Genomic DNA, 24,136 nt, shown 5'->3' with positions numbered 1-24,136 from the left:
GCGGCCTTTCAGGAGGTGGTGGTCGCGGGTTCGTCGAGCGGGAAGCGGGTGCCGGTCAGCTCCTCCGACACCTGCCACAGCCGCCGTGCCGCGGCGAGGTCGCGCGCTCGGGCTGCCCGACCGACCAGCGTCGGCGCGCCGCGCATCCCCCACAGCCGGCTGGGGCCGACGTAGCTGTCTCCGGGGAGGTCCGCGGTGGCGGCGCAGAGCGTGGGCAGCGCGCCGTCCTCGGCGCTGTGGGCGATGAGCCCGACGAGGAACTTCTCGACACGGAAGCCGAGGGAGGGCCCTGCCTCCGCGCGCATCAGATTCGTCGAGGAGATGCCCGGGTGCGCGGCCGTCGAGATGACGCGTGATCCCGCGCCGGCGAGCCGACGCTGGAGTTCGGCGGCGAACAGGAGATTGGCCAGCTTGGACTGCGTGTAGGCGGCGTTGGGCTTGTACGGCCTGCGTTCCCACTGGAGATCGGAGAAGTCCAGCGAGCCGATCCGGTGGCCGAGCGAGGCCACGGTGACCACTCGTCCTCTGACACGCGGCAGGAGCAGGTTCGTGAGCGCGAAGTGGCCCAGGTGGTTGGTACCGAGCTGCAGCTCGAATCCGTCCGCCGTCCGGGAGAGCGGCCCCAGTGAGAGTCCGGCGTTGTTGATCAACAGGTCTACGGGGCCCGGCAGTTCGCGGGTGAACGCCCGTACGGAGGAGAGGTCGGCGAGATCGAGGGTGCGGACCCGGACGGAGCCCGTCATGGTCGCCGCCGCCGCTTCCCCCTTCCGCGGATCGCGCACGGCCAGGACAACCCGCGCACCGCGCTCGGCGAGAACGCGGGCGGTGACGAGCCCGATTCCGCTGTTCGCGCCGGTGACGACGGCGGTGCGGCCGGTCAGGTCGGGAATGTCGGCGAGGGAGAATCTGGACATGACTTGAGAGTAGCCATCGTCAACATTGTAGTCAATGGCAACATCGCGCTGAGTAGGCTGACCCCATGCCTGACACCACCCAGCAGCGGCCCTACCACCACGGGAACCTCCGCACGGAGCTGCTCGAAGCGGCCGAGCGCAACCTGCGGAAACACGGGGTCGAGCAGCTCTCCCTGCGGGACCTGGCACGGGACGTCGGCGTGAGCCACGCGGCACCCCGCCGGCACTTCGCGGACCGCCGCGCACTGCTCGACGCCCTCGCCGAGTCGGGATTCGTCCGACTGGGCGCGACACTGCGCGCCGCGGTGGACGAGATCGACGACGAGGGTGATCTCCCCGCCCACCTGCACGCGTTCGCATCGGCCTACGTTCGGTTCGCGACCGAGAACGCCGCACTGGCCGGGCTCATGAACTCCAGCAAGCACCGCCCGGGGGCGACCGCCGTCGCCGAGGCCGCGGCAGCCGCGTTCGGACAGATCGGCGACCTGATCGAAGAGGGCCAGGCGCGCGGGGAGTTGGAGCAGGGCGACCCGGAGGCCATCGGCCTCGTCATCTACGCCACCGTGCTGGGCATCACGTCCATGTACAACAGCGGGATGATCGAGCCGGGACGACTCGAAGGACTCGTGGACACCGCGGTGACACAGTTCCTGCGAGGCGCCCGCCCACCGGAGCCCCACTGACGGCAGAGCGCGAACGCGAGCGTCGCCGTGCCCACCCGGCCCGAGCCGGGCCGTCCGTCCGTCGGTCCGTCGGTCCGCGTGGCGGCTTCACACCGTCACGAGTTCGGATCCCGCCGCCACAGCCTCGCCGTGCTGTTGACAGTAGCCCCGCCCGCACGCGCGGCCGGACCTCAGCCGGCGTCCCGCCACGGCGCCCTACTCGCCGGGCTCGGCGACGGTGAGGACCTGGCCGACCGTGGAAAGAACGGTCTGCCCGAGGTCGGTCGGGGCGATCAGGATGCCGAAGAGCAGGGCCGCGAACACCACCCCGTACTGGTCGGCCTTCTTGCGCGGCGCCACCCTTCGGCGAAGCAGGATGACGAGGACGACGGCCAACAGGACGGCCAGGTTGAGGTTCAGGGTCATCGAACGGTCCTCCATCGGACGGCGGAGAGCAACGCGACCACAGGCCAGGAGAGTTGACTCGCGCACCGACCACAGCCCCGGCCGATCACCGGCGGCCGGCCGACCGCACGACGGGTGGCGCCGCCGGGCGCGGAGGCGTTCGTACGGTGTTCCATCCCTCAAGTCCCCCTCGAATTCCGACAGTTGCCACAGAGCACGACCACCCCGCATGAGAGCACACGACGCCGACAGTCGGTGATCAGTCGATCACCGAAAGCACTGGTTCCGGCCATTCCCCGCTCTGTCGGCGGCTCCGGCAGACCGGCCCGGTCGGCAACTTCCGGGCCCACCGGTCCAGTTCCAGCCGTTCTCCCGAACCGTCAACCCGCCGTACGACAGCCGGAACGGCGCGCCCACGGTCAGCCGAGGCGTACGACGGAATGCGCGTTCCGCAGCACCTACGCCACCGGGCCAGGTGGGGTTGTCGGGGCGGGTGGGGTGAGGAGGTCGGCGAGGAGGGCGCCGGCGCGGAGGAGGGTGAGGGAGCGGTGGGCGATGGCGTCCAGTCGGGCGTCGAGTGCGGCGAGCGGGTCGCGCACGTCGTGGAGGTCGCGAATCGCGGTGAGGGCGCGGCGTACGTCCGGGACGCGGTAGCCAGCGGCGCGCAGGGCCGCGGTGATACGGGCCTCCCGGATCGCGGGCAGGTGGTAGCGGCGGACGCTGCCGGCACGGGTGGCGATCCGTTGCGGCGCCACCAGTCCGGCCGACTCCCAGAAGCGGAGTGTGGACGGCCTGACTCCGAGCGCCTGCGACAGCTCCGTGATGGTCATGGAGTCGTCCCCGCCGTCAGCGGAGTCGTCCGCAGGGTCGGTGTCGTGCATGGGGTCGTCCGCAGGGTCGGTGCCGTGCATGGGGTCGTCCGCGGGGCCGGTGTGGTGCGTGGGGCCGGTGTCGTGCGCTGGTTCGGCGTTGATGGTCTCCAGGGCGCGGCGGGCCGCGAGAGCCTGCTCGCGTTCCTCGTTGAGCCCGGCGTGGAAGGCGCAGATCAACGCGGCGCCCCGGTCGTGGGGCAGGTCGCGGAGCCGGCGCATCGCCGTTCGGGCCGCGACGGGGCCGACCGCCAGGGCGAGCGCACGGTACGCGTGGAGGGTTTGGAGGTGTACGGCGGCGAAGTGCCGGTAGCCGTTCTCCGCGCGGGGCGCGGCGGGGAGAACGCCGCACGCCTCCAGGTTTCGCACCTGCTGCACCGAGTAGCCGGAGGCGGCGGCCACGGCCGACGTGTTCATCCACTTCTCCGGCGCGGCCGACTCCGCGTCCGATCGGTTCATCCCAACCCTCCACCGGCACTTCAAGCACACGCTTGAACCATGAGCATGGACCGAATCCTCGAAAGTGTCCGCACGTTTCCCGGAGTTCTGGAGCTCGCCCCCGTGGCGGGCGACGGGTATCCCGAGATCGCAGTGGGCGACCACTTCTTCTACTGGGCGCCGGACGGCCGCGTCCCACAGCGCGAACAGCCGTACGCGACCGTCGTCACCAAGAACCTTCCCGGTGACACCACCAACGACCTCGACCGCGCCGACCGGCGACGGCTGAACATCCGCGTCGGCGCCGAGCTGTTCACCGAGCTGACCGGCGAGAGCCCGCGCACCGACGCGGCGCCCGCGCACTTCACCGCCACCGATGTCGTCTTCGCACACCCGGTGTACCGGGCGCAGGGGTGGGTGTCGATCGTCAATCCCGGGGCGCGCACGTACGAGTCGGCGCTGGCCCTGCTGCGCACGGCGCACGATGCCGCGCGGCGTCGGGCGGAACGCAGGGGAACGGGCCGGTAGTTCGCACGACGACGCGGGCCAGGCGTACGCGTACGGGCCCGCACGCGTACGGTCGCACGCGGGCGCGTCCCGCCGCCGCTCACCGGTCGCGAGTTCAGACGCTTTCGCTGCGGCGCGTGTGGTCACGGTGGGCGTCGCGGTCGAAGATGCCGAGGATCTCGCACGGTTGCCCACCCTCGGCTCCGATGGCATGCGGCAGCATGGTGGCGAACTCGGCGGCCTGGTTGGTCTCGACCCGAAGGCGCCGGTTCCCCAGCAGCAGTACGGCGGTGCCGGAGAGGACGACCAGCCACTCCCGTCCGGGGTGGGCGTACATGCGCGCCGGGTTCTCGGCGGGCGGCTCGGTCAGTCGGCGGCGCACCACGGTGACGCCGGGGTCGCTGCGCACCGGCCAGAGCATCGCCCCGTGCGCGGCGTCGACGACGGGGCTGATGACCACGTCGTCCGAGGCGCTCTCGACGAGTTGGTCCAGGGTGGTGTCCAGCGCGCGGGCCAGGGTGACCAGGCTGTCCAACGCCAGCCGCCGACCGCCGTTCTCGATGCGGCTGAGGGTGGACTGGCTCAGGTGGGCTCGTCGTGCCAGTTCCTCCAGCGACCAGCCCCGTGCCAGCCGCAGGGCACGGACCCGTTTGCGTACGAGGCCGTCGAGATCGCCGTCTTCTTGCGTCATACGCAAAATGTTATGCGTGCATCGCAAACCTGCCTAGCGTGCAAGAAGAAGAGGGATGCCGAGCAGGCGGTGACGGCGACGACGCGAGACGGACCGCACCGCACCACCCGACCGGCTCCCGCACCCGCAGCGACCCGCACCGATCGGCCACCGGTCCGAGATCCCGCACCCGGCCGCCGGAGCCACTCCGCAGGAGGCGAAGCAGATGAGCAGCACAGACACCGGGAACAACACCGGCACCGCGAAACACCCCGGCACCGATCGTGCCGCCGCCTTGGACGACACGGGCGACCCGATCGACCCGAGCGGCGCGTTCGACCCGAGCGACGCGTTCGACCCGAGCGACGCAGCCGACCCGGGAAACGCAGCCGACCCGGGCGACGCGATCCCGGACGGAACGCTCGACGCGGTGGTGATCGGCGGCGGTGCCGCGGGGCTGAACGGCGCGCTGATGCTCGCCCGTTCGCGCCGCTCGGTTCTCGTACTGGACAGCGGTGCTCCGCGCAACGCTCCCGCGGCAGGCGTCCACGGGCTCTTCGCGCTGGACGGCACACCACCGGCCGAACTCCTGCGCCGCGGCAGGGCTGAGGTGCGTCGGTACGGCGGGTTGGTGGCACACGGCACCGTCGTCTCCGCCGTACCGGTGGGACCTGCAGCGGCGGAGCGGGCCACCGCCGCAACACCACGTTCGGAGGTGCTTCCGGCGGACGATCCGCTGTTCACCGTGACGCTGGCCGACGGTCGCGCCCTCACCGCGCGCCGTCTGCTCGTGGCCACCGGCGTACGGGACGGGTTGCCGGAGATCCCGGGCCTGGCGGAGCACTGGGGGCGCGGGGTGGTGCACTGCCCCTACTGCCACGGCTGGGAGGTGCGGGACGCGCCCATCGGCATCCTCGCCGTCGGCCCCGCCTCGGCCCACCACGCGCTGCTGTTCCGCCAACTGACCGACGATCTCGTCTACTTCACCCGCGGCACCGAGCTGGACGAGGACACCCGCGCACGCTTCGCCGCCCGCGGCATCCGCATCGTCGACACCCCGGTGACCGAGGTCGTACGCGCCGCGGACGGCAGCGCCGGGTCCGGCAGGACCGCGGACGGCAGTGACGCGGGCAGTGGCGAACCGGCCGACAGCCGCGCGGACGGCAGCGGCGCGGGCAGCGGTGTCGCCGGAGTGCGGTTGGCCGGCGGTGAGTTCGCGGCCCGGCGGGTGCTGGCTGTCGCGAGCACGATGGTCGCCCGGACCGACGGGCTGGACGCGCTCGGTCTCCCGATGGAGGAGCTGCCGGGCGGGATGGGCCGCAGGGTCGTCACCGGGCTCGCCGGTACGACCGGGGTGCCGGGCGTGTGGGCGGCGGGGAACGTCGCCGACCCCACCGCCCAGGTCGGCCAGTCCGCCGCCGCGGGGGCTCTGGCCGGCGCCCACATCAACGCCCACCTCGCCACCGCCGAGACCGAGGCCGCGTTCGTCCGGTCGGTCACCGCCCCGACCGGCTGAGGAGGTCGGCCACCCGCCGCACCGGGCCGGAACGGCCACCGCCGGGCCGACGGCCGACAGCCCCGGCCCGGCGGACGGGAACGTCGGAAGAAGAGGCGGCGGGCGGGAACCGGCCTGCGACGGACGACAGGCTGCCGGCCGAGGGCAACCGGACGCCGGGCTCGGGGCCCGGCGCCCGGCCGGGGCCGGAGCGTCGGGGCGCACGCCGTGCGTGGCGCGGCTGCGTCAACTGCCCTGCGGAGCCGCGGGAACGGTGGGCGTGCCGGCGAACAGGTCGAAGTACATGCCGAGGGCCATGAAGAGCCCGAGCGCACCGAGAACGACGCCGGCCAGCGCGACGGACTTGACCCACGAGCGGGTGTCGGCGCGCGAGGCGATCGCGGCCAGGAGCACTCCGCCGAGGATCACCGCGAGCAGCGCGAAGACGCCGTTGACGAGAGCGGCCAGATGCCAGGGCGAGCTGTACAGGACGTCGATCTGCTGTTCCGCGCTGCCCTGGCCGCCGCTCTCGATCTGGCCCACCAGCTCCTCGCGGGATCGGAGCATCTCGCTGACCGGGCTGCCCACCAGTGCGGTCAGGCCGAGTCCGGCGCTGACGACGGCGGCAGCACCGGAGCCGAAGCCGGCGCTCGGGGCGCCGGACCGGTCCACGGCGTCGTCGGAGTCGTGCTCCTCGCCGTCGGAGTCGTGCTCCTCGTCGTCGGAGTCGTCGGACGCGTCGTCCTCGGGCCGGTCGTCGGAGTCGTCACGCGTCTCGGAGTCGTGCGCCCGGGAGGTCGCGGACCCGCTGCCTTCCGGCTGCGCGTCGGTCTCCGCGTCGGTGCGCGAGGTACGGGTGGCGGTGGCGGCAGCCGCGGTGGCACCCCCCGCGCCGGCGGACTTCTTGTCGACGTCGACGCTCTTCGCACCGGTGTCGGTGCCGTCGACGGGCTCGGTGGGCTCGGTGGGCTCGGTCGCCCTGGCCTCGTCGAGCTTGGCGTCCGCGGCCTTGGCATCGGCGACCGGGTCGGTGGCTGCCTGCTCCCCGTCGGCGGCCTTCGGGTCGTGGGTGTCGCGGTTCTTCGCGTTGTCGGTAGCCATACGGCGCCACCCTACGGCCCGTACCTAAGGCGGCCGTAAGCCCCGGCGCGCCCCGGGACCCGGGGGCGGATCGCCGGCTGCCCGGCCGCGGGGTCAGCGCCCCAGCTGCTTCTGCTCCTTGGTCAGGTACAGGCCCTGCTCGACCTGCTGCTCGGGCGCTCCCATCGCGCGCTGCCACCAGCGCCGGGGCTTGGCCTGGTGGGCGCGCGGCCGGTAGACCGCCCACACGGAGCCCATGAACGCGTAGCCGCTGATGTTGACGACGGGGGCGTACGGATCGTCGATGCGCGGACGGTCCCCGTCCAAGTCGTACGAGCCCATGATCGCCGTACCGTCGATCCGGACGACCACGTCGTCCGGGAGCACCACCTCCACCGAACCGCAGTAGGTGTCCGCCTTGATGGTCGTCTCCCGGGAGAGGAAACGCGCCTCGCGCAGATCGAGGGTGACCGAGCCGCAGAAGCTGGTCGCGGGGTAGCGGGCGGGTACGACCCAGTTGCCGCTGCGCACCACCGAGGACATCGAGGTGTTCGCGTGCAGGCTGGTCGGTCGGGCGGTGACCAGGCGCTCGGCGCCGTGCGGCGGTCGGTTCGGGTCCGGCGGGCCGAAACCCGGCCGGGGGCCGGCGGGCGGACCGAAACCGGCGGCCGGCACCGGCCCCGAGGACGGCGGCCCGAACCCGGCGTGCGGGGAGGGGAGATCGGCGAGCAACGGCTCCAGCTCGCCCTGCGTCTTGGCGGCGAACAGCACGTCCAGACGATCCGCGTGCTCGTCCGGCGTCAGCCGCCCCTCGGCGACGGCGGCGCCCAACTCCGTGGCGATGGCGTCCCGTTCGGCGTCCGAAAGCCGCACATGGCTCAGCTCGGGCGGAAACCTTCCCCCCACGGGGTGGTGGTTCCGCGACCCGTCCGGCGCACTGCCTGCGCTGTACTCACCCATGCTCGGATTATCTTCCCGAAGAAGCGCCGGGCACACCAGGGTTGTCCCTGAGATCGACCCTGAACGTGCCTGACCCCGTCCCGGAGGCCGCCCCTCGACGGGCTCGTGAACCGCCAACCGGCCTGTCCCGCACGGCTCGTACGGCTCATACGGGACCGACATCGCCCCCGGACAACGGGCCGCCGCCACCCGCACACCCCGACGCGCGCACCGCGCCCGCAGCCGACGGGTCCCGACACACGACGACCCCGGTGCACGACGCGACCCGGACGCACGACGGCCCGCTCACGCACGACGACCTCGGACGCACGACCACCCCGGACGCACGACGGCCCCCGGACGCACGACGGGGCGCCACCCGGCGAGTCTCCTCGCCGGGTGGCGCCTCACCCCGCCTGCTGTTCGCCGGGGAACCGGGTGCGCCAGGGGGCGGTGCGCCCCGGTTCCGGGCCCCTGCGGGCCGCGGCGGCGCGATCAGGAGTGGCGGCCCTTGCCGCCCTTGCCCTCGCCCGGCATCTCCTTCCCGTCCTTGCGCCCGGGGTCGTACTCCACCTGCTCCTTGCGGACGTCGGCGGAGATCTCCTGCTGCTCGGTGACCTTCTCCGTCTCCAGACGGACCCGTTCGACGGCGACGGCCTCCTTGCGCACGGTCGGACGCTCCTCGTGGAGCGTGACCTCCAGTTCCTCCTCCTCGATGCGCCCCACGCCCCGACCGCGGTCGGACTCGGAGATGGGCTCGCGGACGAGCCGTACCTCCTCGTGGCTGACCGGGATGGTGGTCGTCACGTGTTCGGTGACGATGTACTTCCTCAGTCGGGCCCGTCCGATCTCGCGTTCCTCGGTGTTGGTGCTGACGCGAAGCTGCTCCTCGGAGAGGGTCATGTAGCCGTCGCCCATGCCGGCCCGGGTGTCCTCGGACGAAGGACCGCGGAGGTCGGCGTCGGTGGCGTCCATGCGGGACTGGCCGGCCATGGTGGTGTCGTCCGCCATGCCCTTCCGGTCGCCCCTGCCGGACCTGGTGCCCATGCCGCCGGCCGCGGCGGCCGTACCGGTACCGGCCATGCCGGCGTTGCGACCGTCCATGTCGCCGCGCCCACCGGTCCCTTCGGCGTTCCGGCCGCCGGAGGCCGTCAGGCCGTAGTGCCGGTAGAGCTCTCCCTCCTGGGAGGGGTCCAGGTGCTGGTCCGCGTCCATGCGCGGAGCCTCCTTCACCCGCTCGCTGTCGTAGGGGATGTGCAGGTCCGCACCCTCACGACGAGCACCGGCCAGCGGGATGAAGCTTTCCTTCGTGCCGAAGAGCCCGGTCTTGACCGTCACCCATGCGGGTTCGTCCGATACGTCGTCGATGTAGACCTGCGCGACGGAGCCGAGCTTCGAGCCGTCGGTCGCGTACACGTTCAGCCCGCTGATCTCGTCAGAAGTCAGCCGGCCTGCGCTGTCATCGGAAGCCATAGATGTGCCCTCCACGTCACGCGCGCCGCGGGGAACCTTCCCCGACGAAGAGACACGCCACTTCCCATTGCGCACCGTGACATCCAAACCCGCAAACCGGGAGGAATCACCCGGCTGCTGTCACAGCGGGTGACGCGACGGCAGAGCGGATGCGGGTACTACGCCGAAACAGGCCTGTGCGCTGGCGATACGCGCCGGCGCCGGCAGCCGGCAGCACGCGGCGGTCCGTCCGCGACGAGTCCGGGCAACGTGCCGGCGAACCCGCGCGCCGGGCCGTCCGGGCCGCCGTACGCGCAGACGTACGCGCAGACGTACGCGCAGACGTACGCGCCGGGCCGGTACCCGCGAGCCCGTGCGCGCGTACGGGGCTGGGCCCGCACCCGCGCGGCGACGGCGGGGGCGACGCACGTCCGCCCCGGCGGGTCCGCGGGGCACGGTGCGGACACGGTGCCGAGACCCGCCGGGGCGGTGCGCGACGGGCTGCGCGCGACGGGGCAGCGGGGACGGTCGCCGCGGGGCGGGCTGCGGACGTACCGCGGCGTGTTCGTCGGCCGCGGTGGTTCGGGCGCGGTGGAGTCGCGCGCTCGTGGGTGCGCGCGGCGGGCTGCGGCGCGGTGGGTTCAGGCGCGCTGCGCCGTGGAGATGCCGGCGGCCCGCCGGGTGCCGGAACCGACCGTGCTGCGCGGGCCGGCGGCCGGTCGCGCCTGGTTCGCCGGTGCGGCGGAGTCGGCCCTGCCCTTGGACGAGGAGCGCGAGGAGCCGCGGAGGGAGGCGCCGGCGGGCGGCAGTGCGAGTCGGCAGACCTTCTTCCAGACCGAACCGAGCTGCTTGGGGAACGAGCCCGTGGTGTAGGGCAGTCCGTACTTCTCGCAGACGGCGCGGACCTTCGGGGCGATCTCCTGGTAGCGGTTGCTCGGCAGGTCCGGGAAGAGGTGGTGCTCGATCTGGTGGGAGAGGTTGCCGGTCATCAGGTGCAGGGCGGGGCTGCCGCTGATGTTGGCCGAGCCGAGCATCTGCCGCAGGTACCACTGTCCACGGGTCTCGCCCTCGATGGAGTGCTTCGTAAAGGTCTCGACGCCCTCGGGGAAGTGCCCGCACATGATCACCGAGTGGGTCCACACATTGCGGACGAGGTTGGCGGTCAGGTTCGCGGTGAGCGTGGTGCGCGCGTTGCGGCCGGAGAGCACCGGGTGGACCACGTAGTCCTTGGTGGCCTGGCGGCGGATCTTGTGCAGGACCGACTTGGCCTTGGCCCGGAACTCGGCCTTCTCGGTGCGGCCGGCGAGGTAGCGGCCGATCTCCAGGTCGTAGGCGGCGATCGAGTACTCGAAGACCATCGCGTTGAGCACGTTCCAGACCGGCTGGCCGAGGTGGAAGGTGCTCCACTTCTGGTCCTCGTCGACGCGCATGATGCCGTAGCCGAGGTCGTTGTCGCGGCCGATGACGTTGGTGTACGTGTGGTGCAGCTCGTTGTGGGAGTGCTTCCACAGGTCGGCGGGCGAGGCGTTGTCCCACTCCCAGGTGGTGGAGTGGATCGCGGGGTCGCGCATCCAGTCCCACTGCCCGTGCATGATGTTGTGGCCGATCTCCATGTTCTCCAGGATCTTGGCCACGGACAGGCCGGCCGTACCGATCCACCACACCGAGCGGCGTCCGCTGAACAGCAGCAGCCCGCGGCTTGCCACCTCCAGGGCGCGCTGGGCGGCGATCACCTTCCGGATGTACGCGGCGTCGCGCTCGCCCCGGGTGGCGAGCACCTCCGCGCGGATGGCGTCGAGTTCGACGCCGAGCTGCTCGATGTCCTCGTCGGTCAGGTGGGCGACGGGGTTGTGCTCTTTGTTCTGCAGGGCGGTCATGGTGTGGGCCTCACGGTGTCGGCGGGCGGTGGGCTGGGAGGTACGGGGCGCGGTGGCCGCGCACCGGCTCGGCTGCTGCGGCTGCGGGCGCGCGCACGGGAGATCGGGACGCGTACGGGTGCGGCGCGGTCAACGGTCCAGCTCGCAGGCGCCGGCCGCGGCCGACACACACGTCTGCACCAGTACGTCGTCGCCGGGGACGGCGGTCACGACGCTGCCGTCGCGCAGATCACGGACGCTGCCCTGGCGCAGCGGGGTGACGCAGCCGTAGCAGATGCCCATGCGGCAGCCGGAGGGCATCAACACCCCTGCCTCCTCGCCGACTTCGAGCAGCGGGGTGTTGCCGGGCGCCTCCGCGTCCACCCCGGAGCGGGTGAAGCTCACGGTGCCGCCCTCGCCCGTGGTCAGGACCGTGGGGCGGAAGCGCTCGGTGTGCAGCCGGTCGGTCGCGCCCCTGCTCTCCCAGAGCTCGGCGGCGGTGTCCAGCAGTCCGGTCGGTCCGCAGGCCCAGGTCTCCCGCTCGTCGAGGTCGGGCACGAGCGCGAGCAGGTCGTCGGCGGTGAGCATGCCCTCGGTGTCGGTGTGCCGCTCCAGCAGCCGGATACGGCCGTCCGCGGCCATCCGGCGCAGCTCCGGGCCGAAGATCACCTCGTCCCGGGTGGGCGCGGAGTGCACCACGACGGCGTCGCGCAGCGCGTGGCCGTGGTTGCGGAGCATGCCCATCACCGGGGTGACGCCGCTGCCCGCGGTGAGGAAGAGAGATCTGGCCGGCAGCGGGTCGGGGAGGACGAAGTCGCCGCAGGGCTGGTCGAGTTGGACGATCGCGCCGGGCTGGGTCCGATGCACCAGATGGTTGCTGACGACACCGTCCGGCATCGCCTTGACGGTGATGGTGAAGGGCGCGGGCCCGCGGCGGGCGTCGTGCGGCGCGGCGAGGGAGGTGAGCGAGTACGCACGCCACAGCCGTACGCCCTCGACGTCGATCCCCAGTCGGACGTACTGGCCCGGGGTGTGGCCGCGCCAGTCGCGTCCGGGCCGGATCAGCAGCGAGGCGGAGTCCGCGGTCTCCTTGCGGACGTCCAGGACGCGCCCGCGCAGCCGGGCGCCCGCGCGCAGCGGGTTGACCAGGTCCAGGTAGTCGTCCGGGAGCAGCGGGGTCGTCACCGTCTCGGCGAGCGACAGGGCGCGGCCCCTGAGCCAGCCGGCCACAGCGGCGGGGCTCTGCCCCCGGCTCGGGGAACGTCCTTCGGTACGTGACATGCCTCCAGGTTCATGCACCCTGGGGCGTAAAGTCCTGTCTCTGGTACGTGAATCGATGACATCATTTTGTGGCACGCGAACAATCCGGGGGAGCGCATGGCGGCAGCAGACGGCTTCGACGGCACACCGGAGCAGTACGACGCCGCGTCGGCGGACGCACCCGTCCCCCTGCCCGCACCGGCCCCCTTCCCCGTGGAGGAGGCGGACGGCCCGCCGGCCGCGGCGCTCGGCGACGAGGGGCTGCGACTCAGCCCCGAGCTGACCGAGGTGCTCCGCGCCCACCTGCCCGAGGTCTCGCGCCGGGCGGTCGACGCGATCATCGTCGGCGTGCCCGGCTACGCCAACGACCTCAGCGGCAAGATGGGCGCGAACATCGACAACGCCGTGCGCCTCGCCCTCGGCGCCTTCCTCGACCTCGCCTCGCAGCCGCTCAGCGGCGATCCGGCCACCCCGCTGAGCCCGGTGGTCGACGCCGCGTACGGGCTGGGGCGCGGCGAGGCCCGCAGCGGTCGAAGCATGGAGGCGCTGCTCGCCGCCTACCGGGTGGGCGCCCGCGTCTCCTGGCGCGAACTGTCCAGCGCCGCGGTGGCCGGGGGAATCCCGGCGCCGATGCTGGCGCGCTTCGCGGAGCTGGTCTTCGCCTACATCGACGAGCTGTCGGCGGCGAGCATGGCCGGGCACGCGGCGCAGTTGGCACAGCTCGGCCGGGCCCGGCAGCGTTCGCGCGAACTGCTGGCCTCCGCCCTGCTGACCGGGGCGACGCAGCAGCAGCTGCTGTCCGCCGCGGAGTCCGCCGCCTGGGATCCGCCGCGCACCCTGACCGCCGTCCTCCTCCCCCGCGCCCAGGCGTCGGGGGCGCTGACCGCACTGGACGCCCGTACGCTCTCGGCCGCCGACGACATCGCGGAGTTGGCCGCCGACGGGCTGGCCGTACTGCTCGTCCCGGACGCGGAGGGGGCCGGACGGCGCGCACTGCTGCGCGCGCTGGGCAACTGCGACGCGGTGGCCGGCCCCGCCAGGGAGTGGACCCGCGCCGCGGCCTCCTACGAACGGGCCCGGCGCGTACGGCAGTTGACGCCGCCCCCGGAGACGTCGGACCGCAAGGCGCCCGCACCGGACCGCAGCACCCCGGTGGACAGCGAGGACCATCTGGCCGAGCTGGTGCTCAACGCCGACCCCGAGGCGCTGCACGATCTGCGCAGCCGCACCCTGGCGCCGCTGGCCGCGCTGCGTCCGGCCGCGGCCGACCGGCTGCACGAGACCCTGCGGGCCTGGTTGCTGCACCAGGGCCGGCGGGAGGAGATCGCCGCGGCCCTGTGCGTGCATCCGCAGACGGTGCGCTACCGGATGGGCCAGCTGCGGGAGTTGTACGGGGACGCGCTCGGCGACCCGAACAGACTGCTGGAGCTCACGCTGACCGTGGGCGGGCGCCACCACGGTCCACTGCCCTGGCACACCACCCCACCGGGCGACTGACTCCGCCCCCACACCGGAGCGGGGCGCGCGAACAGCGGGCGCCGGACGGGGAGTTGAGCGCACCGACGGACTCGGGCGGACGCGGGGCGGCGGGCGCGGAGCCGCGATGCGCGGCGGCGGGCGCGGGCGCCGGATGCGGGGCGGCCGAGGGCGGCGGAGGCCGGGCTACCGCGGGCACGCCGACGGCCCTGGTGTCCGGGGGTGTTCACCAGGGCCGCGGGCGGTGTGCGCAGGTGCGCCGCGTGGGGGTACGGCACACCTGCCGTACTGGCATGCCCCTGCGCCGAGTGGTGCGGGGGCGGCGGGAGTTCGAAGCTCCCCGGGCGGAACGGGCCCGGCGCGGGTCACGCGCCGGACCGTGCGTCCGCTGTCAGATGTTCTGGCCCTTGCCGCGCAGCCAGGAGAGCGGGTCGACCGCGTCGCCGCCGCCGGGCCTCACCTCCATGTGGAGGTGCGGGCCGGAGGAGTTGCCGGTCGAGCCGACCCGGCCGATGGTGTCGCCGGTGGTGACCTGGCCGCTGGTCTTGGTCATCGAGGAGAGGTGGCAGTACCAGATCTCGGTGCCGTCGTCGAGCTCCAGCACGATGCGGTAGCCGTACGAACCGGCCCAGCCCGCTTCCTTGATGGTGCCCGTGTGGACGGCCTTGACCGGGGTGCCGCTGGGGGCGGCGAAGTCCTGGCCGGTGTGGTTGCTGGACCACATCGAGCCGGAGTCGCCGAACCCGGAGGTCAGCTGGAAGCCCGCGAGCGGCAGGGTGTAGCTGGCGGCGAGCTTGCGCAGCCGCTCCTCCTCCGCCTTGCGCTTGCGCTCCTCCTCGGCCTTGCGCTTGCGCTCGGCCTCGGCCTTGCGTTCCGCGTCGGCGGCCTTGGACGCCTTCTCCGCGGCGGCGGAGGCGGCGGCGTTCGCGGCCTCCTCGCGCACCTGCGCGTCGGCGGCGGCCTGCTGCTGGTCGGCCTGCTGGAGGATGCGGGCGCGCAGTGCCTCGCCCGCGTCCGTCTGACCGGCGGCGCTGTCCTCGCTGCTGAGGCCGGCCTGGGTCAGCGGGGCGGCGAGCGTCTCGGTGTCGGGCTCCTTGTCGGCGACCATGCCGCCGATCCCGGGCAACTCGGAGGCGTCCGGGAGCTTCTCAGCGAGAGACCCCAGGTCCGGTACGGACACTGGGGCCTTGGGCTTGTCCTGGGCGGTGGCCATACCGCCCGCGCCGATGGCGGCGACCATGCCGACGCCGAGAACGGCGCCGCTGCGGCCCATTCCGCCGCGCTGCTTGGCGACGCGGTGCCGACCGCGCACGGGGCGTATGGACTCGGCGGTGGGGTTCCACTCGTCCCACGAGTCACCGGCTTCGGGGCCGAAGGCTTCGTACTGCTGGGCGGCGGTACGCGATGCCTCGGGGGCAGACCTGCTGGACGCCACTTGGGCGCTCTCCTTTCCTTCCTTCTCGCCTACCGGGTTAGCTGACGGGTTCGGAGCAGGAAGGTCTCCTACGGGCGGCTTCCGCCTGGAAGCTGCCCGATTCACCCCAAGTAGGTGGTTCCCCGGTTCCCTTGTGTGTGTCGGTGGTGCTTGTGACGGTGTGACACACGGCCGGGATTCGGCCAAGGCGCACGGCGCCGCCTGGGTGACGGCAGTGGTGACCGCGCTGCGTTATCGAACGTTAATAGCTCCGGGCCGCGGATTCCAAGCCCTGCCGGGAACAACACCCGTACTGGTGCCGGACTTTAGATATGCGACCGGGAGCATTCGGGCATTTGACTGAGTAAAAGTTTGTTGGTACATGCGTTGATCTTGATCAAGCCGTGACGCACGACCGGATCGACCGCTACGGAAAGTGACGACTGGCGGCGCCGAAACGCCCAACTCCCCTGCTTTCAGCGGCGGATGATGCCCTGTGAGGTCGCGGCGGCGACCGCGGAGGTGCGCGAGTCCACACCCAACTTGGTGTAGATATGTGCCAGATGCGACTTCACGGTCGCCTGGCTGAGAAAGAGGCGTTTGCTGATCTGCTCGTTGGACAGCCCCTCGGCGACCAGGCTCAGCACCTCGGTCTCCCGCCGGGACAGCGCGGCTTCCCGCTGCCTCATCCGGCCGACCAGCCGGGAGGCCACCGCGGGCGCCAGCGCGGTGCGGCCCGCAGCCGCCGAGCGCACCGCCGCCGCCAGCTCCTCGGGCGGGGCGTCCTTGAGGAGGTAGCCGGTCGCGCCGGCCTCGATCGCGTTCAGGATGTCGGCGTCCGTGTCGTACGTGGTGAGCACCAGTACGCGCGGGCCGCCGGGCACCGAGACGATCCGTTCGGTGGCCTCCGGGCCGAGCATCCGATCGCCGAACTGCAGGTCCATCAGCACGACATCGGGCACCAGCTCGCCGGCCAGCCGTACGGCCTCCTCGGCGGAGGGCGCCTCCGCGACCACCCGGAAGTCCGGCTCCGTCTCCAGCACCGCCCGCAGCCCGGCCCGTACGACCGGGTGGTCGTCGGCCAGCAGCAGCCGTACGGGCGGCGCCTCGGCCCCCGCCGCACGGCCGGTCGTCCGCTCATCCATCCGAGGCCTCCCCCTCCTGCGGCTCCCGCCGCTCACGTCGCACCCGTTCCGCGCGGCGCCGCTGTCCCCGTTCCGCCCGGTGCGCCCCCTGCTGTCCGGCGAACTCCCGGCCCTCGGACGCCGGGCCCTGAGGTGCGTCCGGAGCCGGCGCGGCCGACGTCGGCCTCTCCCGTGCCGGCTCCTCCGGCGTCGCGGGTCGGGGGGCGAGGGCGGGCAGGGTTGCGGCGACGGCCGTGCCGGCTCCGGGAGCGGACTCGACCACCAGCTCGCCGCCGGACGCCCGTGCCCTGGCACGCATCGCCGCGAGGCCGAACCCGCCGCCGTCCGGCGAGGTGCCGGGCCGGGGCAGTGCGTCGGGACGGAAGCCGCGGCCGTCGTCCACCACGTCGAGCACCACCTCGGGGCGGTCCGGGTCGGGCATCCAGCTGAGCGTCATCCGCACCTGCCGCGCCTTTGCGTGCCGCAGCGCGTTGCCGAGCGCGGACTGGGCGATGCGCAGCACGGCCGCCTCCGACGCGGTGGCCAGCGGCAGCGGCGTGCCCGAGGTGGAGAAGCCCACGGCCGGCTCGCCGGTGGCGTCGGCGCGTGCGCACAGCCGCTCCAGCGCGGCGGTCAGCGAGCTGCCCTCCAGATCGGGCGGGCTCAGCTCGTGCACGAAGCGGCGGGCCTCGGTGAGGTTCTGCACCGCGGTGACGCGGGCGTGCTGTACGTGGCCCGCGGCGGCACCGGGGTCGGCGGGCAGCGCGCGCTCGGCGGCCCGCAGCAACAGCTGGATGCTGGACAGGCCCTGGGCGAGCGTGTCGTGGATCTCCCGGGCCAGCCGCTCGCGCTCGGCGGCCACACCCGCGGCCCGTTCCGCCGCCGCCAACTCCCCGCGGGTGGCGGTGAGTTCCTCGATCAGACGCTGCCGTTGCTCGCTCTCGCGGTGCAGCGCCCGGTAGCCGAACACGAAGGCGACGGCGACGGCCGCGCCGAGCACCGGGCCCACGACCGTTCCCACGCTCAGGGTGTGGGTGTGCCAGCCGAATCCGGCGACGGCGGCGGCCGTGGTCGCGGCGACGGCCGGCAGGGCGAACCTCGGCGCGAGCAGATGCAGTTGGAGGAAGAACAGCGGAAAGGCCAGCCACACGCCGTCCTGGGCGAAGGCCAGCAGCACGAGCCAGGCGGCCGTCACCGCCGCGGGCCACCACAGGACCGCGGCCCGCGAACCGCCGCGGCGCCCCGCGAGCGGACCGAGTGCGTAGAGCCCGCCGGTCGTGACCGCCGCCAGCACCACCAGCCAGGGGTCCGCCCGGGTCGACGAGGTGTCGGTGAGCGCCCGTGCGGCGGTGAGGGCCAGGAGCAGCGCGACCAGCAGATGCAGGCAGCCGCGCAGCGCTCGCGGTACGGGCGCGCGGCGCGCCGGCCCGGGGGCCGCGGCGGGGGCTGGGGTGGGGTGCTGAGCGTTCACGGAACGTCCAGCGTAGAGCGGGGTCCCGGGCCGCGCATCGATCGAAAGGTGTAACGGCTCGTGGTCCCTCCGGTCGGCCGAGCTGCGCCTTTCGGCCCCGGCGCCCTGCACCTTCGCGCGCCCCGGGACCGTACCGCCGCCCGATGCCCGGGAGGGCCCGGGAGGCCGAGGGTGGGCACGTCGACATCCGGTGCGCCGGGGAAGGAGGAGACGTGTTCGTCGCCAGGAGGGACCTGCTGCACGCCAGGGGGCGCTTCGCGCTCATGGGCAGCGTCATCGTGCTGATCGCGCTGCTGGTCGGGCTGCTGTCCGGGCTGACCGCCGGCCTCGGGCGGGAGAACACCTCCGCCGTCACCGGGCTGTCCGCGGACCGGATCAGTTTCGCGGCCCCCGCCGACGGCGAAAACCTCTCCTTCACCGACTCGACGGTTCCCGAAAGCACGTGGCGCTCCTGGGCGGAGGTCGCCGGCGTGGAGAGTGCGGAGCCGCTCGGGGTGGCGATGACCAGGGCGCGGTCCGGCGATACGGCCCGTTCGCTGGCGGCCTTCGGGGTGAACGAGGGCTCCTCGCTCGCTCCCCCGGGACGGCTGGACGAGGGGCACGCGGTCCTCTCCGTCCGCGCCGCCGAGGAGCTGGGCGGGCTGCGGGAGGGGGACACCTTCTCGCTGGGCGAGCGCGAGCTGCGCGTCGGCGCGGTGGAGGGGGACGCGATGTACAGCCACACCCCGGTGGTGTGGACCCCGCTGCCGGTGTGGCAGAGCCTGGGCGGTCCGCCCGCCGCGGGCGACGGCGCGTCGCGGGAGGCGCACGCCGGTGTGGTGGCGCTGCGCGGCGGGGACGACGCCGCCGTACGGGACGCAGACCGGCGGGTGGGCACCCGCACGGTGCCGCTGGAGGACTCCCTGGAGGCGATCGGCTCCTACCGGGCGGAGAACAGTTCGCTCCAGCTGATGCGCGGCTTCCTCTTCGCCATCTCCGCGCTGGTCATCGGCGCGTTCTTCACCGTCTGGACCATCCAGCGCAGCGCGGACGTGGCTGTGCTGAAGGCGCTCGGGGCGTCCACCGCGTACGTGCTGCGCGACGCGCTCGGACAGGCGGCGCTGCTGCTGGTGGGCGGCGTGGGCCTGGGCACCGGGCTGGCGGCGCTGGCCGGCGCGGCGGTGGAGGGCAGCGTTCCGTTCGTCCTCGACCCGGCGACCGTCCTGGTGCCCTCGACCGTGATGACCGTACTGGGGCTGCTGGGTGCGGCGTTGGCGATCCGCCGCGTCGTCTCCGTGGACCCGCTGATCGCTCTGGGGAGCGCCCGATGAGCCTGGAACTGAACGACGTCACGCTGACCTACCCGGACGGCGCGGGCCAGCTGACCGCGCTGGACTCGGTGGACCTGCGCGTCCCGGCGGGGCGGATCACCGCGGTCGTGGGACCGTCCGGATCGGGGAAGTCCAGTCTGCTGGCCGTCGCCGCGACCCTCGTCGCCCCGGACAGCGGACGGGTGCGGGTCGCGGGCGCGGACACCACCGGGTGGAGCCGCCGTGCGCTCGCCGAGCTGCGCCGCACACGCATCGGCATCGTCTTCCAACAGCCCAATCTGCTGCCGGCGTTGACCGTCGACGAGCAGTTGCGGGTGATGGCGCACCTGAACGGCGGCACCGGACGCGGGGTGCGGGAGCGCGCGTCGGAGCTGCTGGAGGCGGTGGGCCTCACCGCGCAGGCGGACCGCAGACCGCACCAGTTGTCCGGCGGTCAGCGTCAACGGGTCAACATCGCCCGGGCGTTGATGAACGCGCCGGACGTGCTGCTGGTCGACGAGCCGACCAGCGCGCTGGACCACGAACGCGGCGCGGCGGTCGTCGCACTGCTGACCCGGCTCACCCGCGAGCGCGGTACGGCGACGGTGCTCGTCACCCACGACCGGTCCCAACTCGCCGATGCGGACGAGGTGGTGGAGGTGCGCGACGGCCGTCTCTCGACGACCCGCGCGGCCGGACTCGAGGCCGACGTCGAGGCCGACGTCGAGGCCGGGACAGCGGCCGGGGCCGGGACATCGGCCGGGGCCGGTCCAGCGGCGCGGTAGCCGCCGCTCCGGCCGGGACGCGCGAAGCTCAGCCCCGCGGCCGGGCGTCCGCCCCGGAACGTCCCGGTGCACCGGTGATCGCGCCGTCGCCCGTCCCGGCGCCGTCGCCCGTCCCGGCGCCGTCGCCCGCGCCCGTCCCGGTGCCGTGCCAGGAGCGCCAGAGCGAGGCGTACTTGCCTTCGGCGGCCAACAGCGCCCGGTGAGCGCCCAGTTCGACGACCTCGCCCGCCTCCATCACCGCCACCCGGTCCGCGTCGTGCGCGGTCTGGAGGCGGTGCGCGATCGCGATGACGGTACGGCCGGTCAGCACCGCCGCGAAGGAACGCTCGGTCTGACGGGCGGTGGTCGGGTCCAGCATGGCCGTCGCCTCGTCCAGGATGACGGTGTGCGGATCGGCCAACACCACGCGGGCCAGGGCGAGTTGCTGCGCCTGCGCCGCGTCGGGCAGCATCCCGCCGGGGCCGAGCGCGGTGTCCAGGCCGTCCGCGAGCTCCTCGGCCCAGCCCGCGTCCACCGCGCGCAGCGCCCTCAGCAGCGCCGTGTCGTCCGCGTCGGGAGCGGCGAGCGCGAGGTTGAAGCGCAGGGTCTCCCGGAAGACGTGGTACTCCTGGGTGACCAGGACGATGCGCCGCCGCCGTTCGGCCGGTTCCAGCTCCGTCACCGGTACGCCGCCGATCGTCACCGAGCCCGCCTCCGGTTCGGCGAGTCCGGCCAGCAGCCGCGCCAGGGTGGACTTGCCGGAGCCGGAGGGGCCGACGACGGCGAGCCGTTCGCCCGGCCGCACGGTCAGCTCCACCCCGCGCAGCACCTCGCGCCCCGGGTGGTAGGCGAACCGCAGTCCGCGGACCTCCAGCAGATCCGAGTCCGGCAGCCGCGACCGCCCGCTCTCCGCCGCGTTGGCGCCCGACTCCCCTCCCCCGTCCGGGAGTTGCTCGACGCCCTTGATGCGCGCCAGCGAGGCCGAGCCGCTCTGCATCGACTCCAGCTGCATCAGGATCGTGTCGAGCGGTTCGACCACGCGCACCGCGTACAGGCAGGCGGCGACGACCGCGCCGAGGCTCGTCCAGCCGTCCAGCACCAGTGCGCCGCCGACCAGCAGCATCGCCGCCATCGGCACGGCGTGCGCGAGGTCGGCGACCGGGAAGAAGACGGAGCGCAGATTGAGCGTGTGGGTGCGCGCCCGGTACGCCTCCCGCACACAGTCGTCGCTGTCCTGCCGGCGCCGGGCGCCCAGGTCCAGCGCCTCGGCCGTACGGGCGCCCTCCGCGGTGGCCGCCAGGCTCTCGGCGACCTCGGAGTTGGCCGCGCCCTCGGCGAGGTAGGCGGCCCGGGCGCGGCGCAGGTACCAGCGGGTGACCGCGACGACCAGCGGCAGGCCGAGTGCTCCGCAGAGCCCCAGCAGCGGGTGCAGGAAGAAGAGCAGTACGAACAGGACGGTCACCTCGGTCACGGCGAGGAAGACCTCGGGCAGCGCGTCCCGCAGCGTCTGGCCGACCTGGGCCACGTCGGTGGTGCTGCGGGTGGTCAGGTCGCCGGTGCCCGCGCGCTCGACCACGGGCGCCGGCAGCCGCAGAGTGCGGTCGACGAACTCCTCGCGCAGCCGGGCGACGGTGCGCTCGCCGAACCGGTAGCCGGAGCGGAACGCCCAGCGGGTGAGCAGGAGTTGGGCGAGCGCGCAGCCGAGCAGCGCCAGCGCCAGCCGGTCCACGGTGGTGGTGCCGCCGCCGGAGTCGACGGTGTCGATCAGCGTGCCGAGCAGCATGGGCAGCGCCAGCCCGGCTCCGGCCGCGAGCGCGTTGAACACGAGTACGGCGGCGACGGCGCGGCGGTCGCCGCGCACCAGCGCGCGCAGTGCGGCGCGCACTGCCGCGCGGTCGGCGACCGGCAGCCGGTCCAGCCGGTTTCTGGTCGGAGAACTCAACTGCCCGCCCCTTCCATCTCGTTGCCGTCGCTGCCGCCGCTGCCGTCGCTGCCGCCGAACGGGCCGCGCTCGCCCGGGAGTTGCCGCTCGCCGGAGGGTCGCGGTTCCTCGTCCGGCCCCCGTTCGCCGCCCGATCCCCGTTCCTCGTCCGGCCCCCGTTCGCCGAACTGCACCCGTCCGCCCGGCGGTTGACGTTCGCCGGGCTGCGCCGCACCGGCCCGGGTCCCGCCGCCGGGCTGGGCCTTCCGTCCGCCGGAAGTGTCCTCGTCGGCGGTGCCGCGCAGGACCAGCGCACGGTAGTCGGCGCGGCGCGCCAGCAGTTCGGCGTGGGTGCCGGTGTCCGCGAGCCGGCCGTCCCGGTCGAGCAGGCAGACCAGGTCGGTGCGGTCGAGCAGCAGCGGCGAGGTGGTGACGACCACGGTGGTCCGGCCCTCGCGTGCGGTGCGCAGCCCGGAGGCGACCAGCGCCTCGGTGTGCGCGTCGACCGCCGAGGTCGGCTCGACCAGGAGAAGCACCTCCGGGTCGGCCAGCAGAGCGCGGACGAGCCGCAGCCGCTGCCGCTGACCGCCGGAGAGGTTGCGTCCCTGCGGCTCGACCCGTGAGTCCAGCCCGTCGGGCATGGACTCCACCACGTCCTCGGCGGCAGCCGCGCGGAGCGCCGCCCGCACCGCGCGGTCGTCCGGTGCGCCGCGCTGCCGTCGGTCGAACCGCGGCCCGGGGCTGACGGTCTCGCGCAGCGAACCGGCGAAGAGCTGCGCCTCGTTCTGCGCGACCAGCACCTGTGCGCGGACGTCGGCCAGCGGCAGCGCGGTCAGCGGTACGCCTCCCCAGGTCACCGAGGTGTCGCCGTACCGGCCCAGCCGCTCCGTCGCCCGTTCGCCCACCGCGGGCCGGGCGGCGACGAGGCCGACGAAGCTGCCGTGGGGCACCGTGAGCCCGGACTGCGGATCGTGCAGCTCGGGCCGCAGGCTCCGCGGCGGCACCGCTTCGCTGCCCTCGTCCTGCGGCGGTCGGGCCCGCAGGATGCGTACGACACGGCCGGCCGAGACCAGCGCACGGACCAGCTGGTCCGTGCCCTCGACGAGGAAGAAGACCGGCACGATGAGCAGCGCCATGTACCCGTAGACCGCGATGAGTTCGCCGAGCGTGATCTCGCCCGCGACGGCCTGGCGCGCGGCGAACCAGGTGACCACCGCGAGGAAGACGCTCGGCAGCGCGATCATCAGCGCGGCGATCCAGCTGTTGACCGCCCCCACCCGGTACCCCTCGCCGAGCAGTCGGCGCGAGGCGGTGCGGTAGCGCTCGGCGAACAGCTCCCGCCCGCCGATGCCCGCCAGGACCCGCAGCCCGGCCGCGAGGTCCACCGCACGCCCGGTCAACGCGCCCTGCTGCTCCCGGTACTCGGCCTCGGCCCGTTGCAGCCGGCCCAGCAGCGAGCCGGTGGACAGCGCGATCACGGGCACGCCGAGCAGTACGAGCGCCGCGAGCGAGGGCGAGATGCGCAGCAGCAGCACCGTCACGACGCCGTAGGCGAACACCGCGCCGACGCCGGGCCCGGCGAGGGTGAGCGCGTGGCCCATGCGCTGCACGTCGGAACCGCTGACCGTGACCAGATCGCCGGTGCTGGACTGGCGCGCGAAGGAGGAGCCGAGCCGCAGCACACGGCGGGTGAGCAGCTCGACCGTGTGGAAGCCGGCGTACATCCGCGCGAACGTCATGGTGCGGTGCCGCGCGATGCCCAGCGCCGCGCTGACCGCCCCGCTCAGCAGCAGAGCCGCCGACCACCGCACGACGGCGCCGAAGTCGTCCTCGCGCAGCCCGTCGTCGACGCCTCGGGCGACGAGGTAGGGCGGCAGCATCAGCGTGGTCATCCAGGCGCTGCTGAGCACGGCCGCCCACAGCACCCGCGGCCACTGCCGACGCACCAGCCACCCCAGATAGCGGGCGGGTCGCAGCACCGCGGGCTCGGGGGTCCCGTCGGGCAGCGGTCGCCAGCGCTTGCCGATCCGGTCCGGTCGGGGCCAGGAGGCGGCAGGGCGGTCGTCAGCCATCAGCGGGTGGGGTTCCGTTCCGGGCGGCGGGGGTGCGCAGGCGTGTGCGCTGCGCGGA

Annotated in this window: 19 protein-coding genes, 1 pseudogene and 1 riboswitch; of the genes and pseudogenes, 6 read left to right on the top strand and 14 right to left on the bottom strand. The window is 73.6% G+C overall.

Translation table 11 applies throughout. From position 1 onward, the window contains the following. Window positions 1–8 precede the first annotated feature (8 nt). Window positions 9–914, bottom strand: coding sequence for an oxidoreductase (locus MTQ01_RS03175; RefSeq protein ID WP_247486740.1), 906 nt, complete (start codon window positions 912–914; stop codon window positions 9–11). Window positions 915–979: 65 nt separating this feature from the next. Here MTQ01_RS03175 and MTQ01_RS03170 point away from each other — a divergent pair, with 65 nt between their 5' ends. Then, a complete protein-coding gene (locus MTQ01_RS03170) occupies window positions 980–1,597 on the top strand; it encodes a TetR/AcrR family transcriptional regulator (protein ID WP_247486739.1) in 618 nt (205 codons plus the stop codon). A 195-nt stretch (window positions 1,598–1,792) separates the two neighbouring features. Here the strand turns inward: MTQ01_RS03170 and MTQ01_RS03165 are convergent, their stop codons facing one another. Both MTQ01_RS03165 and MTQ01_RS03160 read right to left on the bottom strand, forming a co-directional pair. Further along, entirely contained in the window at window positions 1,793–2,002 is a 210-nt protein-coding gene (locus tag MTQ01_RS03165; RefSeq protein ID WP_247486738.1) for a hypothetical protein, read from the bottom strand. A gap of 437 nt (window positions 2,003–2,439) precedes the next feature. Next, a complete protein-coding gene (locus MTQ01_RS03160; RefSeq protein WP_308294350.1) occupies window positions 2,440–3,309 on the bottom strand; it encodes a MerR family transcriptional regulator in 870 nt (289 codons plus the stop codon). Window positions 3,310–3,354: 45 nt separating this feature from the next. On the opposite strand from MTQ01_RS03160, the gene MTQ01_RS03155 reads away from it, so the two are divergent. Further along, window positions 3,355–3,816: a DUF6194 family protein gene (locus MTQ01_RS03155; protein ID WP_247487694.1), complete on the top strand. Its 462-nt coding sequence runs from the start codon at window positions 3,355–3,357 to the stop codon at window positions 3,814–3,816. A 94-nt stretch (window positions 3,817–3,910) separates the two neighbouring features. Here the strand turns inward: MTQ01_RS03155 and MTQ01_RS03150 are convergent, their stop codons facing one another. Continuing rightward, the gene (locus MTQ01_RS03150; RefSeq protein WP_247486737.1) at window positions 3,911–4,486 is read right to left on the bottom strand and encodes a helix-turn-helix domain-containing protein; all 576 of its coding nucleotides are present in this window, start codon (window positions 4,484–4,486) and stop codon (window positions 3,911–3,913) included. 205 nt (window positions 4,487–4,691) lie between these two features. Here MTQ01_RS03150 and MTQ01_RS03145 point away from each other — a divergent pair, with 205 nt between their 5' ends. Beyond that, a complete protein-coding gene (locus MTQ01_RS03145) occupies window positions 4,692–5,981 on the top strand; it encodes an NAD(P)/FAD-dependent oxidoreductase (RefSeq protein ID WP_247486736.1) in 1,290 nt (429 codons plus the stop codon). A 225-nt stretch (window positions 5,982–6,206) separates the two neighbouring features. On the opposite strand, the gene MTQ01_RS03140 is transcribed toward MTQ01_RS03145, so the two are convergent. From MTQ01_RS03140 to MTQ01_RS03120, 5 genes and pseudogenes are all read right to left on the bottom strand, one after another. Further along, window positions 6,207–7,061, bottom strand: a complete 855-nt coding sequence (locus tag MTQ01_RS03140; RefSeq protein WP_247486735.1) for a hypothetical protein — start codon at window positions 7,059–7,061, stop codon at window positions 6,207–6,209. Between the two features lie 93 nt (window positions 7,062–7,154). Continuing rightward, window positions 7,155–8,000, bottom strand: coding sequence for a DUF1707 domain-containing protein (locus MTQ01_RS03135; protein ID WP_247486734.1), 846 nt, complete (start codon window positions 7,998–8,000; stop codon window positions 7,155–7,157). A 474-nt stretch (window positions 8,001–8,474) separates the two neighbouring features. Beyond that, window positions 8,475–9,452: a PRC and DUF2382 domain-containing protein gene (locus MTQ01_RS03130; RefSeq protein WP_247486733.1), complete on the bottom strand. Its 978-nt coding sequence runs from the start codon at window positions 9,450–9,452 to the stop codon at window positions 8,475–8,477. 782 nt (window positions 9,453–10,234) lie between these two features. Continuing rightward, window positions 10,235–11,308 (bottom strand): annotated as a pseudogene (locus tag MTQ01_RS03125) (fatty acid desaturase); the annotation flags it as partial. A 129-nt stretch (window positions 11,309–11,437) separates the two neighbouring features. Then, window positions 11,438–12,568, bottom strand: a complete 1,131-nt coding sequence (locus MTQ01_RS03120) for a ferredoxin reductase (protein WP_247486732.1) — start codon at window positions 12,566–12,568, stop codon at window positions 11,438–11,440. Between the two features lie 96 nt (window positions 12,569–12,664). Here MTQ01_RS03120 and MTQ01_RS03115 point away from each other — a divergent pair, with 96 nt between their 5' ends. After that, entirely contained in the window at window positions 12,665–14,044 is a 1,380-nt protein-coding gene (locus MTQ01_RS03115) for a CdaR family transcriptional regulator (protein WP_247486731.1), read from the top strand. Between the two features lie 370 nt (window positions 14,045–14,414). Here the strand turns inward: MTQ01_RS03115 and MTQ01_RS03110 are convergent, their stop codons facing one another. From MTQ01_RS03110 to MTQ01_RS03100, 3 genes are all read right to left on the bottom strand, one after another. Then, window positions 14,415–15,458, bottom strand: coding sequence for a M23 family metallopeptidase (locus tag MTQ01_RS03110; protein WP_247486730.1), 1,044 nt, complete (start codon window positions 15,456–15,458; stop codon window positions 14,415–14,417). A gap of 11 nt (window positions 15,459–15,469) precedes the next feature. Next, window positions 15,470–15,614: riboswitch (cyclic di-AMP (ydaO/yuaA leader) on the bottom strand. 299 nt (window positions 15,615–15,913) lie between these two features. Beyond that, complete coding sequence (locus MTQ01_RS03105; RefSeq protein WP_247486729.1) at window positions 15,914–16,582, bottom strand: response regulator transcription factor; 669 nt, start codon at window positions 16,580–16,582, stop codon at window positions 15,914–15,916. Beyond that, window positions 16,575–18,032, bottom strand: a complete 1,458-nt coding sequence (locus tag MTQ01_RS03100; RefSeq protein WP_374207578.1) for a sensor histidine kinase — start codon at window positions 18,030–18,032, stop codon at window positions 16,575–16,577. Before MTQ01_RS03100 ends, MTQ01_RS03105 begins: the two co-directional genes overlap by 8 nt. A gap of 212 nt (window positions 18,033–18,244) precedes the next feature. Between MTQ01_RS03100 and MTQ01_RS03095 the strand changes: the two genes are divergently transcribed. Both MTQ01_RS03095 and MTQ01_RS03090 read left to right on the top strand, forming a co-directional pair. Continuing rightward, window positions 18,245–19,342 carry an ABC transporter permease gene (locus tag MTQ01_RS03095; RefSeq protein ID WP_247486728.1) on the top strand — a complete coding sequence of 366 codons (1,098 nt, stop codon included), beginning with the start codon at window positions 18,245–18,247 and terminating at the stop codon, window positions 19,340–19,342. Then, window positions 19,339–20,106, top strand: coding sequence for an ABC transporter ATP-binding protein (locus MTQ01_RS03090; RefSeq protein ID WP_247486727.1), 768 nt, complete (start codon window positions 19,339–19,341; stop codon window positions 20,104–20,106). Before MTQ01_RS03095 ends, MTQ01_RS03090 begins: the two co-directional genes overlap by 4 nt. A gap of 28 nt (window positions 20,107–20,134) precedes the next feature. Here the strand turns inward: MTQ01_RS03090 and MTQ01_RS03085 are convergent, their stop codons facing one another. Beyond that, window positions 20,135–22,027 (bottom strand): ABC transporter ATP-binding protein, encoded by a 1,893-nt coding sequence (locus MTQ01_RS03085; protein ID WP_247486726.1) that lies wholly within the window; start codon window positions 22,025–22,027, stop codon window positions 20,135–20,137. Continuing rightward, window positions 22,024–24,078 (bottom strand): ABC transporter ATP-binding protein, encoded by a 2,055-nt coding sequence (locus MTQ01_RS03080; RefSeq protein ID WP_247486725.1) that lies wholly within the window; start codon window positions 24,076–24,078, stop codon window positions 22,024–22,026. The genes MTQ01_RS03085 and MTQ01_RS03080 overlap by 4 nt, the downstream gene beginning before the upstream one ends. Window positions 24,079–24,136: the final 58 nt, after the last annotated feature.

The sequence above is a fragment of the Streptomyces sp. XM4193 genome (assembly GCF_023072595.1).
Lineage (GTDB): Bacteria > Actinomycetota > Actinomycetes > Streptomycetales > Streptomycetaceae > Streptomyces.
This window is presented reverse-complemented; position numbering and strand designations above follow the sequence as displayed.